The 16,480-nt window shown below is 56.6% G+C and carries 14 protein-coding genes; 13 read left to right on the top strand and 1 reads right to left on the bottom strand.

The genetic code is table 11. The features are described from left to right. Window positions 1-325, top strand: a 325-nt coding sequence (locus N554_RS0119655; RefSeq protein WP_029585033.1) for an IS30 family transposase, incomplete at its 5' end; no start/stop codon positions are given. Window positions 326-396: 71 nt separating this feature from the next. Here N554_RS0119655 and N554_RS0119650 read toward each other — a convergent pair. Next, window positions 397-1,272 carry a MurR/RpiR family transcriptional regulator gene (locus N554_RS0119650; RefSeq protein WP_051677589.1) on the bottom strand — a complete coding sequence of 292 codons (876 nt, stop codon included), beginning with the start codon at window positions 1,270-1,272 and terminating at the stop codon, window positions 397-399. A 653-nt stretch (window positions 1,273-1,925) separates the two neighbouring features. Here N554_RS0119650 and N554_RS0119640 point away from each other — a divergent pair. From N554_RS0119640 to N554_RS0119580, 12 genes are all read left to right on the top strand, one after another. Next, on the top strand, window positions 1,926-2,810 hold the full coding sequence (locus N554_RS0119640) for an FAD binding domain-containing protein (protein WP_029585030.1): 885 nt from the start codon (window positions 1,926-1,928) through the stop codon (window positions 2,808-2,810). Further along, window positions 2,758-3,264, top strand: a complete 507-nt coding sequence (locus N554_RS0119635) for a (2Fe-2S)-binding protein (protein WP_371259506.1) — start codon at window positions 2,758-2,760, stop codon at window positions 3,262-3,264. The genes N554_RS0119640 and N554_RS0119635 overlap by 53 nt, the downstream gene beginning before the upstream one ends. A gap of 3 nt (window positions 3,265-3,267) precedes the next feature. Continuing rightward, a complete protein-coding gene (locus N554_RS0119630; RefSeq protein ID WP_029585028.1) occupies window positions 3,268-5,562 on the top strand; it encodes a xanthine dehydrogenase family protein molybdopterin-binding subunit in 2,295 nt (764 codons plus the stop codon). Between the two features lie 196 nt (window positions 5,563-5,758). Next, a complete protein-coding gene (locus tag N554_RS0119625) occupies window positions 5,759-6,889 on the top strand; it encodes a M20/M25/M40 family metallo-hydrolase (protein ID WP_156042000.1) in 1,131 nt (376 codons plus the stop codon). Continuing rightward, entirely contained in the window at window positions 6,889-8,043 is a 1,155-nt protein-coding gene (iadA, locus tag N554_RS0119620; protein ID WP_029585026.1) for a beta-aspartyl-peptidase, read from the top strand. The genes N554_RS0119625 and iadA overlap by 1 nt, the downstream gene beginning before the upstream one ends. Before the next feature lie 171 nt (window positions 8,044-8,214). Then, entirely contained in the window at window positions 8,215-9,180 is a 966-nt protein-coding gene (locus tag N554_RS0119615) for a Bug family tripartite tricarboxylate transporter substrate binding protein (protein ID WP_029585025.1), read from the top strand. 289 nt (window positions 9,181-9,469) lie between these two features. After that, window positions 9,470-10,480, top strand: a complete 1,011-nt coding sequence (locus N554_RS0119610) for an LLM class flavin-dependent oxidoreductase (protein ID WP_029585024.1) — start codon at window positions 9,470-9,472, stop codon at window positions 10,478-10,480. Window positions 10,481-10,895: 415 nt separating this feature from the next. Beyond that, window positions 10,896-11,957, top strand: a complete 1,062-nt coding sequence (locus tag N554_RS0119600; RefSeq protein WP_029585023.1) for an ABC transporter substrate-binding protein — start codon at window positions 10,896-10,898, stop codon at window positions 11,955-11,957. After that, entirely contained in the window at window positions 11,954-12,742 is a 789-nt protein-coding gene (locus N554_RS0119595) for an ABC transporter ATP-binding protein (RefSeq protein ID WP_029585022.1), read from the top strand. Before N554_RS0119600 ends, N554_RS0119595 begins: the two co-directional genes overlap by 4 nt. Next, a complete protein-coding gene (locus tag N554_RS0119590) occupies window positions 12,739-13,533 on the top strand; it encodes an ABC transporter permease (RefSeq protein WP_051677586.1) in 795 nt (264 codons plus the stop codon). The genes N554_RS0119595 and N554_RS0119590 overlap by 4 nt, the downstream gene beginning before the upstream one ends. 28 nt (window positions 13,534-13,561) lie before the next feature. Then, window positions 13,562-14,347 carry an enoyl-CoA hydratase/isomerase family protein gene (locus N554_RS0119585; protein ID WP_029585020.1) on the top strand — a complete coding sequence of 262 codons (786 nt, stop codon included), beginning with the start codon at window positions 13,562-13,564 and terminating at the stop codon, window positions 14,345-14,347. Continuing rightward, window positions 14,347-16,461: an acetate--CoA ligase family protein gene (locus tag N554_RS0119580; RefSeq protein WP_029585019.1), complete on the top strand. Its 2,115-nt coding sequence runs from the start codon at window positions 14,347-14,349 to the stop codon at window positions 16,459-16,461. The genes N554_RS0119585 and N554_RS0119580 overlap by 1 nt, the downstream gene beginning before the upstream one ends. Window positions 16,462-16,480 lie beyond the last annotated feature (19 nt).

Raw genomic sequence — 16,480 nt, 5'->3', positions numbered from 1 at the left:
CAAGCAATCGCAGCGATTGCCCAGCGAGCTTTACCGGTCGCTGACCTGGGACAGAGGCAAAGAGCTTGCCGACCATCAGCGCCTGACATTGGCCACCGAGGTTGATGTCTATTTTTGTGACCCTCGGTCTCCCTGGCAGCGCGGCTCAAACGAAAACACCAACAGATTGCTGCGCCAGTATCTTCCGCGCGGCACCGATCTGTCCTTGCACAGCCAGGCCAAGCTCAGTGCCATCGCAAGGCAGCTCAATGAAAGGCCGAGAAAGACCTTGCTCTATCAGACGCCGGCTGAGAAGTTCGCAGAATGTGTTGCAGCGATCGGTTGAACTCGCCATCCCTAGATCGTCGTTTAGTGCAACACGCTTGCTGGAAGTGAAGTGCCCAGCTGAGCCGGTTTTCAGAAACGATCCGGATCGTCACTAAGTCGAACGAAACGCTCACTATAGGATGCGACCTTCTCCACGCGACTGAGATTTTGCCGAACGGTTTCCGGCCGAGCATGCACGCAGGATGCGAGCAAAAGATTGGTAATGGCAACGGCGGCAACAAACGAGTTGCCATAAAAATCTGAAATGGCGGGTGCGATCAGGCTGTAGTCACTGAGTTGCGCTGCTGGGGCGCTCTGCGAGTCAGTGATCGCGCCCGTACGCGCTCCGCAAGATTTTGCAATCCGGATCGCATCAATCGTTTGTTTGCTATATCGGGGAAAGGAGTAGGCGATCAAAACGTCGTCCTTGTTTGCCCAACTCAATTGCTCGAACATCGAATCGCTTGACTCAATTACAATGACTTTGGGCGCGATCTTTGTGAGGTAGTGACCTAACAAAGTAGCAGGCGCCCGCGACGAGCGAAGCCCAACGACGTAACAAGTTTGAGCGGCGCAAATAGCCTCGACGAGGTTATGCAGGGCGTTGCCGTCGATGCGTTCGAGCGCTGCGCGGAGATTGAGGGTCTCCCTTTCTGCCAAATGCTCGATAAGCTTCGACTCATCTTTGATTTCGTCGTGGCCAACGAGACGATCTATGGGAGAAAGGGTTTCGAGCAACCCTTCGCGCAGAAAATCCTGCAATTCAGGATATCCGTGGAATCCAAGCATTCTCGCAAAGCGCACAACCGTCGATTCACTGGCGCCGACATTTGAGGCGATCTCTGCCGCCGTCAAAAATGCCGCCTTATGTCCACTTTTCAATAGAAACGCTGCGATCTTGTTGTGAGTGGCCGACAAGGATCGCTCAATGACGCTTAGGCGGTCGAGCAGGGATCGTTCGCGCAAATCCAATCTCCTTTTTCTGGATTCCGGCCCGCAGCGGCATGCGCCGCGCTGACGTTACCATGATAACGCAATGCTTGCATCAATGACGGACTTCTGTCATCTTTGTATAGGCCGTTGGGGGCCACCTCGAGATTGGGCCGTGGATAATGGCATCAAATGAAGTTTGGACATCTGAGTGAATCTACCGGCTGGCTCGGGAAATGTTTTGGCGGGCGCGACGGGAATCTCCTTTGGAAGTTTTACGCGAAGTATCGCAACAGTCCGAGAACGGCGGAAGATTAACGTGTTCACGGGCCTTGCATAGCTGCGAGTAGATTCGAGGTTAGTGTTGAACGCGTACACGATTGATCTCTTGGGGTTGTGCTCCCGGTCACCGCGCTGCTGAGGAGCTTTCTTCCTTCGATGATTGCGACCGACGCGCCCGCGGGCGGTTTTTTCGACCTGGGCGTTCCAGGCCAACAGGGTGCAATGAGCTGGTCCAGTAACGGTCTGTGGCGTGTTCAGCGAGCTTCAATGATTCCTCAATACTGCCTCACGGCGCTAGCTCTCCCTGACAGCCTCGCAGACGGTGACGTTAGCGCCCGATTGGATTCTTCTAAGATCCGGCCGCAAAGCGCTATGGCAGGCCGCTCTGAGAGTCATCAGGAGACAATATGAAGCCTCCTATTTTTGAGTATGCTTCTCCTTCGACAATAGCTGAAGCGGTAAGCCTGCTCGCCTCACGCGACGGGAATGCAAAGGTGATATCGGGTGGGCAGAGTTTAATGCCGATGCTGGCATTCCGGCTCGCCTCGCCTGAATTGCTTGTCGACCTTAAACAACTGAAAGACCTCAACACCATCATCATCCGCGACGATGGAGTGCGGCTGGGAGCCAAGGTCCGGTGGTGCGACATTGAAAGCGACAAGCGATTGGACCGAAGCCATCCGTTGCTTGCTGAAGCGATAAAGCACGTAGCCCACTATCAGGTTCGCAACCGAGGAACGGTTGGCGGATCGCTTGCGCATGCGGACCCGTCAGCGGAGATGCCTGGCGTCACATTGACCTGTGATGGACTGATGACGATTGTGGGAAGCCGTGGAATGAGGATTGAGAAGGCGTCCGATTTTTTCATCGGTCCATTGACGACGAGTCTGGAGCCGGACGAAATCATCACCGAGGTGCATCTTCCGAGTTGGCCTGCCGATAGACGCTGGGCGTTTCGCGAATTCGCTCGCAGAAAGGGCGATTTCGCTATGGCGGGAGTGGCGCTCTTCTATGACCTAGACCAGGAAAATCGCGCGGTCGATGCGCATATCGGCGTTATCGGCGTTTCTGATTGCCCCATCAGGCTGACCGCGGCCGAGGCGGCGCTCAACGGTAACGCCCTCACCGAGGAAACCTTCTCTGCTGTCGTCGCAGCTGCAAAAGGATCGATTGATCCGCCATCTGACATTCATGCGTCGGGAGCTTACCGCCGTGCCTTGTTAGGTACGCTGTTGGGCCGTGGCCTTCATCAGTCGGCCTCCCGGGGAGAAACAAATGCAAGTCCAATTTGAACTCAACGGAGAGGCGGTCATCACGGACGTTGAGCCTCGCACGACGCTTGCAGATTGCATTCGGGACGGCCTGCGGAAAACTGGAACCCACGTCGGATGCGAGCATGGTGTATGCGGCGCCTGCACCGTTCTCATCAATGGCGATGCCGTTCGCGCCTGCCTCGTGCTAGCTGTTCAGGTTCAGGGCGATAAAGTTGTGACAATCGAAGGATTGTCCGGAGATGAGCTTTCGCCGTTGCAGGTGGCGTTTCGCAAGCATCATGCGCTTCAGTGCGGTTTCTGCACACCCGGTTTCATCACCACGGCCCACGCGCTTCTCACCAATGAGCCGAATGTCAATGAAGAGCGGGTCCGAGATGTCCTTTCGGGCAATCTTTGCAGGTGCACCGGCTATATTCCGATCGTCGAGGCTGTTCTCGACGCTCGCATTCATTATGCGCGGGGCGAGGAATAGGCGATGAAGGCGTCGAATTCTTATATCGGGCGACCGATGGACCGTGTTGAAGATTTGCGCATGGTGCGAGGCAGGGGCACCTACGTTGCGGACGTCAATCGGCCCGATCAGCTCTACGGAGTGATCCTACGCAGTTCCGTTGCGCACGGAAAAATTCGCTCTATCGATTTTACCCGCGCTCTTGAATTGCCCGGTGTGAAGCTTGTCCTGACCGCCGCTGATCTGGGTGCGACCGTTCCGAGGATTCCCGTACGTTTGCAGCCGTTGCCGGAGCTTGAGCCATTTCGTCAGCCAATGCTTGCGGACCGGAAAGTTCGCTACGTCGGCGAACCTATCGCCGTTGTTATCGCCGAAAGCGCCGCCATCGCCGAAGATGCGCTGGAACATATCGATCTCGATATTGAGCGACTGCCTGCAATTACCAACCGAGAGCAGGTGGAGGCCGCAGCGTCGGTCCTCTTCGAAGATCATGGCTCCAACACCGCAATTACATGGAAGGCGTTACTTGGCGACGCCGACGCGGCCTTTAAGACCGCAGATTATGTTCGCCGGGAAAGATTCCAGATTCAGCGCCACACTGCGATGTTTATGGAACCGCGAGGCTTTGTCGCTGAATGGGACGCTGAGGCGGCTAAGCTGACGGTGTGGGGAGCGGCGAAATTGGCGTGGCACAACCGACGCGTGCTCGCAGCAGCTCTTGGTCTGGACGAAGACGCTGTGAATTTAGTCGAGGTCGATGTGGGAGGCGGGTTCGGATCCCGCGGAGAATTCTATCCCGAGGATTATCTGATTCCCGCGGCGGCCAAGATCATGCAGCGCCCCGTGAAATGGACGGAGGATCGGCGGGAACACATGATGAGTTCTAACCACGCGCGCGAGATCGAGTGTAATGTCGAGATTGCGGTGAGCCGGGACGGGCGCTTTCTCGGGCTTCGTGGCCAGATCTGGGCTGACATCGGTGCTTACCTGCGAACCAATGGCTCGATGGGGCCGAGAAACGTCGCGCAGTTCATGTCCGGCCCTTATTGCTTCGGCAACGTCGATCTGAAGTGTTCGATGCTGACGACAAACAAGACACCCAGCGGCAGCTATCGGGGTCCAGGCAGGTTCGAGACCGATTTTATCCGGGAGCGTTTGATCGATATCGTGGCAAGGGAACTGAAGATCGACCGCCTCGAACTGCGCCGCCGCAATTTGGTCGCTGACAGCCAGATGCCATATAGGCTTCCGTTCATCACCCCGTCGGACAGTTCGAACGAACTCGACAGCGGAGATTATCACGCGGTATTTGAACGTTGCCTCAAGGAGTTTGGCTGGGAGGAAAGAAGCAAGCTGCGCGGCAAGCTAGTCGACGGCTACTATCACGGCCTCGGGATTGGCAGCTTTATCGAGGGCGGCGCCGCCGGCCCAAAAGAGGATGCCCGCCTTGTTCTTGAAACGGACGGTTCGCTTTCGGTGTATCTCGGTTCATCGGCGATTGGCCAAGGCTTGGAAACGATCATGGCTCAGATCGCAGCCGATGCGACCGAGCTTCCTTTCGAGAAAATTACGGTCAACCATGGATCGACAAGCCATGTAAAGGACGGCTACGGCTCTTATCATTCACGTTCCACCGTCATGGGTGGCTCATCGATTCTGCTCGCGGGAGAGAAGCTCAAGGAGCTAATTCGAGAAACCGCGGCGAAGCGGTTCAATTGCGGTCCCGCCGAGATTTTGATCGATGGCGAGCAAGTGAGCTACGCAGGCAATCATCTGTCGCTTTCAAAGCTGTCAGCCGTGCCGTTAGAGGTTGAAGCCTCTTTCTATAACACCAAGCACACTTGGGCTTATGGTACTCAGGCGGCGCATGTCGCTGTGGATCCAGGAACAGGCGAAGTCAAAGTGGTTGATTATCTCTCGGTCGAAGACGTCGGCCGAATGATCAATCCATTAACGCTGCACGGGCAGGCGATCGGTGCCATCGTTCAGGGTCTCGGCGGGGCTCTCTTGGAGCACCTTGTTTACGATACGGAAGGTCAGCTTCTCACCGGATCGTTTGCCGATTACCTGCTACCGACAGCGTCTGACTTCCCGAATATTCGCTCGATCACGCTTGAGCTGAAGCCGTGCCCCAATAATCCATTGGGAGCCAAGGGGGCCGGCGAAGGTGGTGTGATCCCGGTGGGAGGAGTCATCGGCAATGCGGTTGCTGACGCCTTGTTTCACCTCAATGTGCAGCCTCTGGAACTGCCGCTTTCTCCTCCCCGGATATGGGAATTGATTGAAGAGGCTCACCAGCAACAGCTTGGCTCTTCATAGGGTACTCCCCAGTGAACACAGCGGTTCGCTCGTCACTCGTTGATTGAGCGGAAGGATCTGCAATGCGTTAAGGCGTGGGAGTCCCCTTTTCATGGAAATATAGCAGAAAACTTGCATCAGTGACAGAATTATGCTGTCAATCTGCCAGTGACGAGTTTTCGGTCTGCGATCGGTTGCCGGCGGCAGAGGGATAACGGTGGAGTCGAGCTTGAACACTTGTGAAGACGCCTGGATTGGAGAGGCCCTTGTTCAAGAAGCGCTGGCCATCTGCCGAATCCCGTCTCCCACCTTCGCGGAAGAAAAACGTGCGCAGTACATCGCCGGCCGTCTGAGGGAGATGGGCCTGCAGGTCGAGATTGACGATCTACATAATGTGACGGCGTTGCTCCCCGCAGGGGAAGGCGGCGGGAAGCCGATCATGCTGGTCGCTCACATCGACACTGTCTTTCCTGAAGGGACCGACGTCGAGCCCCGGTGGGATGGTCAGTATTGGCGCGCGCCCGGAATCCGAGACAACAGCGCATCCGCTGCCATTGTGCTTCTGTTTCCAGAGTTGCTGCGCCGTAAAGCTGTGCGATTGTCGGGCGACGTCACGCTGGCGTTTTCCGTTGGCGAAGAAGGGCTGGGCAATCTTCGCGGAATTCGAGCCTTGATGGATCGATATGCCGGGCGTGTCTCGGCAGTGGTCGCCGTGGATGGAAATCTGGGCGTCGTCAATCACGTCGCTATCAGCGTTCGCCGGCTGGAAGTTGTCATCAAGACCGAAGGCGGACATAGCTGGGCGGATGCCGGAAAGCCGAGCGCCATCCATGTGCTTGCGCGCATCGCCGGGAAAATAAGCGAAATCGCAATCCCCTCAAGCCCGAGGACCGTTCTCAATATCGGTACGGTGAGCGGCGGAACGTCAGTCAATGCGATCGCCCAGCTCGCTCGTTTCTCGCTTGATATCAGATCCGTCGATAACGCCGTCGTCCAGGCGCTCGAAGCGGAAGTCCGAGGGATTATCGAAGCCGTTCCTCGTGATGAGCGAGTGGGCATTGAGATTACCGTCATTGGAGATCGTCCTGGCGGAATGATTTCGTCCGATCACCCGTTAGTCGAGGCGATCGTGACAGGTTACGCAAAAGTCGGGATAGATCCGGTGTTGCTGCCGGGAAGTACCGACGCCAACATTCCGCTTTCGCGCGGTATTCCTGCTGCTTCGATGGGAGTGACGGCCGGCGGAAGCATTCACACCTTGCAAGAATTTCTGGATCCGACGAGCTTGCCGGTTGGCGCTCTTGCGCTTTTGGAAGCGGTGATCTCATTACAGAAGGGCCTGATGTGATGATTACCTTGCTGCGTAATTGCCGTCTGTATACCCCCAAAGATTTGGGCGCCAAGGATCTATTGATCGCGGGCCACCGTATCGCCGCCATTGCGGACTCACTGCCACGCTCTGATTTGCCCGGTGTCCTAGAAGTCGATTGTCAGGGAAAAGCGGTCGCGCCTGGATTTATCGACAGCCATGTTCACATTCTTGGAGGTGGCGGCAGCAATGGCCCGATTACCCGAGGCCCTGAACTCAATCTCACCGAGTTCACCACCAATGGGACGACCACCGTCGTCGGCTTGTTAGGCGCCGATGGTCTGACGCGGGATTTGATGGGGCTGCTGGCTAAAGCGCGCTCGCTCGAGCTTGAAGGCATGTCCGCTTACATTCTTGTGGGCGCTTATGACCTGCCCCTTCCTTCGTTCACGGGTGATCTGAAGAAGGATATTGTACTTGTTTCGAACGCGTTGGGCATTGGCGAAGTCGCCATTGCAGACATGCGGTCGTCGCAGCCGACACTTCAGGAAATCATTCGCATCGGTGCCGACGCTTGCATCGCAGGGCGTCTCGCCGGGCGAGGCGGGATCGTGAACGTCCATATTGGGCCCGGAAAGAAAGGGATCGAGCTTCTCTTCGATGCGGTTGAGCAAAGCGATCTGCCTGCCAATACCTACTTGCCGACCCATTGCAATCGAAACAGCATGGTCCTCGATCAGATGGTGAAGTGGGCTGGGCTCGGCGGGCCGGTGGACCTCACCACCATCAGGATCATACCGGGTTTTGTCACCTGCCCCGATGCGGTGAAATATCTTCTGGCCAAGAAGGTCCCGCTTGAGCGCATCAGCATGAGTACCGATGGCGGAGGCGTTTTCCCGCATTTGTCGGACGCAGACGGAAAGCCTGCCATGGCGCGGTGGGAGACCAGTGCTCTCCATCGTGAATTCAAAGACATCGTAGATACTGGCGTGGACCTTGCATCCGCTCTCCATTTGGTAAGCGTGAATCCGGCGAGGCATCTGCGACTCTATCCGCAGAAGGGAACGATCGCGGTTGGCTCCGATGCCGATCTCGTTGTCCTGAACGAGGATTTGACGATCGACAAGGTCGTCGCCATGGGGAAATTAGCGGTTGATGAGGGGCGGGCTATCATCAGGGGGATTTTCGAATAGCCGCTTGATGGCGCTGTTCGTTTCAGAATCTTTCGGGCGAAGCACGGGCGAAGATCGACGAGCGCGGGCGTCGGTGAAGTTTCAATCTTAAATCTTCGTGCGAAGCGCGTGCGTCACATTTCACAACGTCAAGATTTAACGCGCAGAGAAGATGATAGGCAGGAGCGAACGATGATCAAACTCAGTCGTATATTGTTGTCGGCCATATTGCTATTCGGTTTTGCGTCAGCAGGCCAAGCGCTGGACTTTCCTACGCGTTTCGTTCGCATTATCATTCCTTATCCGCCGGGCGGCTCGTCGGACGCACAGGCAAGAACGCTTGCACAGCAATTAAGCAAAATATGGAAGCAGCAAGTCATCGTCGAGAATAAGCCGGGGGCTGGAACGACGATAGGAGCGACCTTTGCCGCGAGCGCAACGCCGGATGGCTACACGCTTTATCTGAACAGCGTTTCCCATGCGATCGTGCCAAGTCTTTACAAGAACCTCAGATACGATCCCATCAAGAGCTTCGAGCCGGTTTCTCGCGTGGCTAGCTCCCCCGTTCTTCTGCTTGTAAATTCCGCGTCCGGCATAAATTCGGCGGAAGAACTTCTCGCGCTGGCCCGCAGCAAGCCGGGGAAACTAAATTACGCAACGCCTGGCGTTGGTTCGAGTCCGTATCTGGCGGCGGAAATGATGACCGCCACTACCAAAATTGAAGTCGAGCACATTCCGTTCAACGGCGCTGGTCCGTCTGCCACCGCGCTTCTGGGTAGGGTTATCGATTTTGCGGTGAGTGACGTCACCGCGTTGCCATTCGTAAAAGACGGTGTGTTTAAGGCCTTGGCTGTTACCAGCCCCGAACGCTTCTTCGCGCTTCCCGATGTGCCGACTTTCAGCGAGGCGATTGAGAAGGGCTTTGAAGCCACGAACTGGAGTTCAATCCTCGTCCCGGCCGGTACGCCGAAAGAGATCGTTGACTTCCTCAACAAATCTATTCGGACTGCCCTGGAGTCACCCGAGGTCAAAACAGGATATGAACTTCAAGGATTTCAGGCGACTCCGAGCACGCCTGAAGAGCTTCGTGATCTCATGGCGTCCGAGATAACCAAATATCGAAACGTGCTGGAGAAGGCGGGCGTTAAACCGCAATAGTTCTGGACCCCAAACCGGGCGTTGCAAATGCGATTTCGGGAACTTAACACGTCGGTGCGCATGGGAGCGGGCTATTTCTCCGTCTTGTGTCCGGTCTGCCTGGATTTCCTGGCATGCTGGTGATCGTTGGTGGTTCAGGATTAGCACTTCGCTCTCTACAGGATGAGGCCCGACGGCGAGGAGATAAGCGAGCCGACGTGCTCGACAGTCGCAGCCAGCATCGTTCGGAGATCTGCTGGCCGGCCGAATTTCGAGATCACTATCAACACAACGCAGACATGGGATTACTATGAAACGCATCGGCTTCGCTACGGGATACGATCATACGGCAACAATTAAGGATTTCGCCGCTTGCATGACCGCCGCAGAAGAACGGAACTTCAATATCGGGTTCTTCTCGGAGACTTGGGCTCTCATGCGGGATTCCGTGACCGCCATGTCTGCTTTCGCACTGGCCACGAAGCAGATGAATCTGGGATGCACGCAGATCGTGAGGCTTCGCAGCCCCGTCGTGATGGCACAAACAGCCGCAAGCCTCGATGAACTATCCGGCGGAAGGATCATACTTTGTCCGGGGGCGGCCTCCGCAGTGCACGCCACGCGTCACGGTTTCGCTCATAGCACTCCCGCCGTGGCGCTGAAGGAATGGGTCGACGTTTTCCGGATGGTGATGTCAGGCGAATCGGTGGACTACGAAGGCGAAATCTTAAAAATTAAAGGAGCGCAGCTCGGGTGGAAGCCGTTCCGCCCCAAAATTCCATTGTGGTTCGCTGCGACCAGCACAACAGGGCTTCGGCTTGCCGGAAAGCTCGGCGACGGAGTCCTGCTGAACACGGTATCATCTCCCGAATACGCGGAGAACGCCATACGGATCGTTCGGACAGCTGCAGAGGAAGCGGGCCGGGACTGGAACGACTTTCAGGTTGCGATCCTTATTAACACGTCAGTGGAAGATGATCCCGACGCCGCGATCGATGCCGTTCGCTGGGAAGTTGCGAATAAGTTCATGCCGGAGAAAGCGGCGTCGCAGTCGACGGCGCGACAGCGGGTCGGGGAGCCTTATATCGATCCGGATGAACTGCCGCGGCTTCATGCGGCCTATCAAGCTGGCGGCAAGACTGCGCTGGCGAAGGCATTATCTGTGAAAACCGTTCAAGGTCTCACGGCCTCCGGAACGCCGGACGATGTCTTGAAGAAAGTCCAGGCCTACCGCGATGCCGGTGTGCACCTGCCAATCGTCCGGCCGGCAGCCTGGCATCAAAGTTCGCGAATCTTGGATCTTTTTGCGCCTGGCTCATAAGGGCGGAATATTCGAAATGAACGTCAGCCCGCGTGCTTCTTCATGGAGTTCGGAGAGCATACCTCGCATCGATAGTGACCGATGGCGCCCTCGGTCCGGATATCGAGCGGCCGCTGGATCGCGTCCACCAGGTTCGTGATCATAATGAGTTGGCGAACGACGCGCGTTCGTTTGGTCGCCGCAGATTCTGATATTTTTTTTCATTGGCCCGCAGCATCCGGGCACTGTCCAAGGCAAGCTAGTCTGGACGCGGCAGGCGCTGGCGGCCGTGAGCGTCGCTCGCCGACTCTGCCGAGTGCACTGCATCATAATTGCCGGTGCGCTGCCTCCAAACAAGTGTCACTTGCATATCCTCTCGGCTCGCAGTTAACTAGGTAACTTGTCGACTAGTCCTTGCCGCATTACGGAGGGTTTGATGAGAGTCTTCAGCCGATATTTCTTCTTTGCGCTTCTTCTGCTGCACGGTGCCTCGCCTGCTTCGGCCCAAACCAAAATCCGATACCTGCTCACATCACCATCGCCGAACGTTGCTGAAGCCGCACATTCTTCGGTCCCGGAGATGCTTGGGTACTGGAAGGAACTCGGGCTGGATGTCGAAGTGTCGCCGTTCAATGGATCGACGGGAGCCACTCAGGTTGTCATCTCCGGAAGCGCCCAATTTACGATGGCAAGTCCGGAGGCATTGCTCGTTGGCCGCCAGGAAGGCGCCAATATCAAGGGCATTTACAACCACGTGCGCGAGCCGATCTATACCATTGCCGTCGTGAAAGACAGTCCGATTCAGAAGATCGAAGATCTCAAGAACAAGACGATAGGCGTCTTGAGCCTTTCAAGCGGCGCGACAGCTGTCGCAAAGGCAATGCTTCGCGGCGCTGGTTACGATCCGGAAAAAGATGTGAAGTGGCTCCCCATCGGCCTCGGCCCGCAATCCGCCAACGCACTAAAGGCCAATCAGGTTGATGCCATTGCAATGTGGGACTGGGCATATGCGATCCTCGAGAACGCAGGATTTCAGTTCAGGCATTTCGAGACGCCGGGAACGTCGAAACTCCTGAGCCTCATGGTGATTGCGAACGGCGATTTCCTGAAGGCGAATCCGAGTGCGGACATGAAGTTCGCGCAAGGCATTGCAAAGGGAACCTTGTTCACGCTCACCAATCCGGAAGCGGCGGTTCGTATCCATTGGCAAAAATATCCAGCATCGAAACCGACGAACATTCCTGAAGACCAGGCGTTGCGCGAGGCCGTGCACGTTCTTCAGGCGCGGCTCTCGAAATACAAGCTTGAAGGACGCGCCGATCCGCGGTTCGGCGCGTTTACACGGGACGAGTGGCTGGCGACGCAGAAGTTTTTCTTCGATGTCGGTGTCATCACTAAGCAGCCAGACGTCGGAGAGTATTTCACCAACAGTCTGATCGACGACGTAAATCGCTTTGACGAGGCGGCAATCATTAAGAAGGCGGAATCCTATCGATGACAGCCGTAGCTCGGCCGCTCATCGACATCCGTGACGTTCGAAAGCAGTTCCGCTCCCGCTCAGGCACTTTTCTGGAAGCGCTGTCGGATACGTCGTTAGCGGTGCAGGCCAAGCAGTTCCTCTGCATCGTCGGCCCGTCCGGTTGCGGCAAAAGCACGCTGCTGCGAATGATCGCCGGTCTGGAGACCGTTTCGGGCGGCACGATCGAGATCGATGGCGTCCCAATTCTGGGGCCGCGTCGCGACATCGGGCTGGTCTTTCAAAGTCCGGTTCTGTTGCCGTGGCGGACCGTTCTTAAGAACGTTCTCGTCCCGGCCGAGGTCCTGAAGCTAAATTCAACCTCGTCGCAAAAACGAGCGCATGACCTCCTGAAGCTTGTGGGTCTTGACGGTTTTGCGGATCGATATCCTGATGAGCTGTCGGGCGGAATGAAGCAGCGCGCGGCAATAGCCCGTGCGCTCATGCACGACCCTGATATCCTGCTGATGGACGAGCCCTTCGGCGCACTCGATGCCCTTACCCGCGAGGCGATGAATCTTGAGCTGCTGCGGATCTGGCAGGCCAGCACCAAGACGGTCGTTCTTGTGACGCATTCGATCGAGGAAGCACTTCTTCTCTCCGACAGGGTCGCAGTATTTGCGCCGAGGCCGGGCTTCGTCCGCGAATTGATCGACGTTCCAATCGCGCGGCCGCGCTCGGCTGCGACGAGATCCGATCCGGTCTTTATTCGCCTCGCTGAAAAACTGCGAAGCTACTTTGAAGCCGACAAGGACGCCGGAAAATGAAAACTCGCGTCGCTGCTATGCTTGAAAGATACGGCCCGCCCATTCTCGGCGGCATCGTGATGCTGCTCGTCTGGGAATTCGTGCCGGCTATTTTCAATGTTTCGAAACTGCTGCTTCCGCCGCCATCCTCGATCGCCCAATCGCTGTGGCTTATCTATGATCGCGGTCTGCTGGTCGAGAATTTCCTGGTAACGCTGGCTGAGGCGCTGCTTGGTTTTACGATCGGCTCCGTGACTGCGATTTTCTTTGCTTTCATTGTGACGCGCTCGCTGATCATCGAGCGAACGTTAATGCCATACCTTGTCGGCCTTCAGGCGCTTCCAAAGGTTGCCCTCGCACCCCTGATCGTCGTCTGGGTCGGTATCGGGATTGAATCGAAAATCTTGATAGCTGCGATCATTTCGTTCTTTCCGGTCTTGATCAACGCGATTGTCGGATTTTCAACGGTGGAAGCGGAGAAGATCGATCTGATGCGCTCGCTCGTGGCTTCACGCTGGCAACAGTTTCGTATCGTTATCTTCCCGAATTCCCTGCCTTTCATTTTCGCCGGCTTGAACGTGGCAATCGTTCTCAGCATTACCGGCGCTCTGGTGGGCGAGTTTATCGGCGCCGACCGGGGGCTTGGAAATCTCCTGCTACAGTTAAATTTCAACATGGACATCTCCGGGATGTTTGCCGTGCTCACCGTCCTCGCGCTGCTGGGAATCGTTCTCTACGCCCTCGTTCGCTTTCTTCACGTCCGTTTCGTGTTCTGGGCCAAGCCGGACAATCTACGTTCCGGTCCAAATTAACCGTGTCACAAACTCCAAGGAGCTGATCTTGACCGAGTCCCTCGTACGTCTTGAAAGAAATGGCGCTATTTCCACGCTGACGTTGGATAATCCCCCGGTAAACGCCGCATCGACCAGACTTATGAATGCGCTGCATGCGCGCCTTGACGAGATCGAAAAGGACCGGGATGCGCGCTGCGTCATCCTGACCGGTGCCGGCGATAGAGCCTTCTGCGCGGGCGGCGATTTGCGTGAAGAGAAGGACTTTGGAAGCCCCGAGGCATCGAAGGCATTTCGCGCGCTTGGAAGAGAGACACTAAACCGTCTCGAAACTTTCCCGATACCTATTGTCGCGGCGATTCATGGCTTCTGCATCGGCGGCGGTACCGCGCTGGGTTGGGCTTGCGACATACGAATTGCGGCCGACAACACGGTCTTCCGCGCCGGCGATGCCTATATCGGAATGGTGCCGAGTTGGGGAATGGGACTGACGCGGCTGCCACGTTACGTCGGTCGCAACCGCGCCCTTGATATTCTGCTTCTAGGGCAGGATTTCGACGCCAAGACCGCTTATGACTTTGGTTTGGTCACGCGCGTCGTCGCGAAGGCCGACCTGGCGAAAGAGGCGAAGAGCGTCGCGGAGCGGATCGCCAGCGCTTCGCCGACCGCCATCCGTGCGACGCGCGATGCGATCGCCTTCAACTCCCGCGAAAGCTGGAAGGACATGGTCGATTTCGAAATCGAGATTTGCGAGAAGGTCTTCGCGCATCCCGATGCCCATGAGGGACCAAAGGCATTCTCCGAAAAGCGCAAGCCGAAATTCGGGGCTCTCTGATGGGTGTACAAAGCCTACTCCAGCCGAAGTCCATCGCGATTGTCGGCGCCTCGGAGAAAATCGGCCCGGGGTTTAACGCCGTGAAGGCGCTGGAGTTCGTAGGCTATGAGGGTGATCTCCATCTGGTAAACCCACGGGCTCAGGAACTGTTCGGTCGCAGGTCATATGCATCTCTCGACGAAATACCTAACAGCGTAGACGCCGTATTTGTTGCGGTGCAGGCCGATGCCGTGGTCGAGGTGGCAAAACAGGCGGCCCGGAAAGGTGCCGGCGCGCTCGCGATTTTGTCGAGCGGATTTGGTGAGACAAAGGACGGCAAAGTAGCGCAACGCACGCTGGTGGAGATCACTGAAGCGAATGACATGGCGGTGTGCGGGCCAAACTGTCTTGGGCTGTTGAATTTTGTCGGGCGCTCTGCGCTATTTGGCACGTCGTTGCCGGACAAGGTCGCGCGCGGCGGCGTGGCCGCTATCGTGCAGAGCGGATCGGTCGGTATTGCGTTGCTTAATTCCGCACGGGGGATTGGCTTCAGTTACCTGATCACAACTGGCAACGAGGCGGTCACAACTGCATCGGATTATCTTGAGGCGGTCATTGACGATCCAAATGTCACCACCATTCTAGTCTTTGCGGAGCAGATCAAGAAACCTGCTGCATTCATGCAGGCGCTTCGGCGCGCCCGGGAAGCAAACAAGCCGGTTGTCGTTCTCAAGAGCGGCCGGTCGCAGTCTGGAAAGGCGGCGGTGATGGCGCATACCGGCGCGATAGCAGGCAGCGATGAGGCCTGCGATGCGGCCTTGCTTGCGGCAGGTGCAATGCAGGTCCATTCGCTCGACGATCTGATCGAAACGTCGTTGCTCGCTTCAAAGAGTCTGACGCGACCGACCAAGCCTTTGCTTGGAGGTCTATCGCTCTCAGGAGGAGAAATCGCTCTCGTATTGGATGCAGCCGAAGAAATCGGAGCAGAGTTTGCGCCGCTGGATTCGGCTTTGCCAACAATCAAGAAGCTGCTTCCGCCGTTCGCATACCTTGCGAACCCACTGGATCTGACCTGGGCAGGTCTTTATGATCCCGCAGTCGCACAAGGGTGTGCAGAGGCGATTGCATCCCAAGCCAATGTCGGCATGCTTCTTCTTCTCCAGGATGCGCCGGCAGGGCTGGGGTTACAGCAGGCAACCCGCTATTCCAAGCTGCTTGAAGCCGTTGGAAAGGGAGCGGCTTCTGCGAAAATCCCGGTCGTTGCGCTATCTAACGTTTCGGATCAGCCGCATCCGGCACTTCAGGAGATCGCGGATAGTGCAAAAATTCCCTACTTGCGCGGGACCCGAGTGGGGCTCTCAGCGATCTCTCGCTACGTAACGTGGTCGACGAGGCCCGCGCAGTCGTTTGTCGCGGGCTCAGCCAAGGAAGGGAGTCTGGCAAAATCCCGCCTCGACGCTGTTCCATTGCATCGTTTGGCGGCCGAGCATGAAGCGCGAGACATCCTCAAGAGTTACGGCGTAGCTGGCCCTCGGGAGCAATTTTCTTCCTCCGTGGAGGGGGCAGTCGCTGCCGCCGCAGAGATCGGTTTCCCCGTCGTGCTGAAGGGGTTAGTGGAAAATATGGTCCACAAATCCGATGCGGGGCTCGTCAAACTGGGACTTCTTTCCGCGGAGGAGGTACGGCTCGCAGCCGAGGCGATGCTGCTATCGACAGCCAATCTTTCCAATCACTTTCTTGGCTTTCTCGTTCAGCGAAAGATATCGTCGCTTGGAGAGATTTTTGTTGGCGCAAGAGTAGATGCCGATTTCGGCCCGTTGGTTGTTGTAGGAGCTGGAGGAGTCCAGGTTGAGCTTTACAAGGATGTCGCTATCCGCTTGGCGCCGATCAGCGAAGAAACAGCGAATGAGGCGATTGCATCGACAAAGGTCGTGCAGCTTCTCAGCGGATTTCGTGGGCAGCCGGCCGGAGATGTTCAGGCTGTCGCACGAACGATGAGTGCCTTGTCACGGTTCATTGCGGAATTTTCCGACCGCATATCTGAAATTGAGATCAATCCGCTTGCGGTCATGGAAAAGGGGCAGGGCTGCATTGCACTGGACTGTGTGGTGATCCCGAAAGATTCCGAACGATAGCATTGTGGTTGAGTTCAAC

Origin of the sequence: Bradyrhizobium sp. URHD0069 (assembly GCF_000701345.1) — a bacterium.
Taxonomy (GTDB): domain Bacteria; phylum Pseudomonadota; class Alphaproteobacteria; order Rhizobiales; family Xanthobacteraceae; genus Bradyrhizobium.
This window is presented reverse-complemented; position numbering and strand designations above follow the sequence as displayed.

Excerpts from the sequence above, each read along its gene's own strand:
- N554_RS0119595 (WP_029585022.1), top strand. The coding sequence starts at position 11,954 with ATGACAGCCGTAGCTCGGCCGCTCATCGACATCCGTGACGTTCGAAAG.
- N554_RS0119600 (WP_029585023.1), top strand. The coding sequence starts at position 10,896 with ATGAGAGTCTTCAGCCGATATTTCTTCTTTGCGCTTCTTCTGCTGCAC.
- N554_RS0119610 (WP_029585024.1), top strand. The coding sequence starts at position 9,470 with ATGAAACGCATCGGCTTCGCTACGGGATACGATCATACGGCAACAATT.
- N554_RS0119630 (WP_029585028.1), top strand. The coding sequence starts at position 3,268 with ATGAAGGCGTCGAATTCTTATATCGGGCGACCGATGGACCGTGTTGAA.
- iadA (WP_029585026.1), top strand. The coding sequence starts at position 6,889 with ATGATTACCTTGCTGCGTAATTGCCGTCTGTATACCCCCAAAGATTTG.
- N554_RS0119590 (WP_051677586.1), top strand. The coding sequence starts at position 12,739 with ATGAAAACTCGCGTCGCTGCTATGCTTGAAAGATACGGCCCGCCCATT.
- N554_RS0119580 (WP_029585019.1), top strand. The coding sequence starts at position 14,347 with ATGGGTGTACAAAGCCTACTCCAGCCGAAGTCCATCGCGATTGTCGGC.
- N554_RS0119615 (WP_029585025.1), top strand. The coding sequence starts at position 8,215 with ATGATCAAACTCAGTCGTATATTGTTGTCGGCCATATTGCTATTCGGT.
- N554_RS0119640 (WP_029585030.1), top strand. The coding sequence starts at position 1,926 with ATGAAGCCTCCTATTTTTGAGTATGCTTCTCCTTCGACAATAGCTGAA.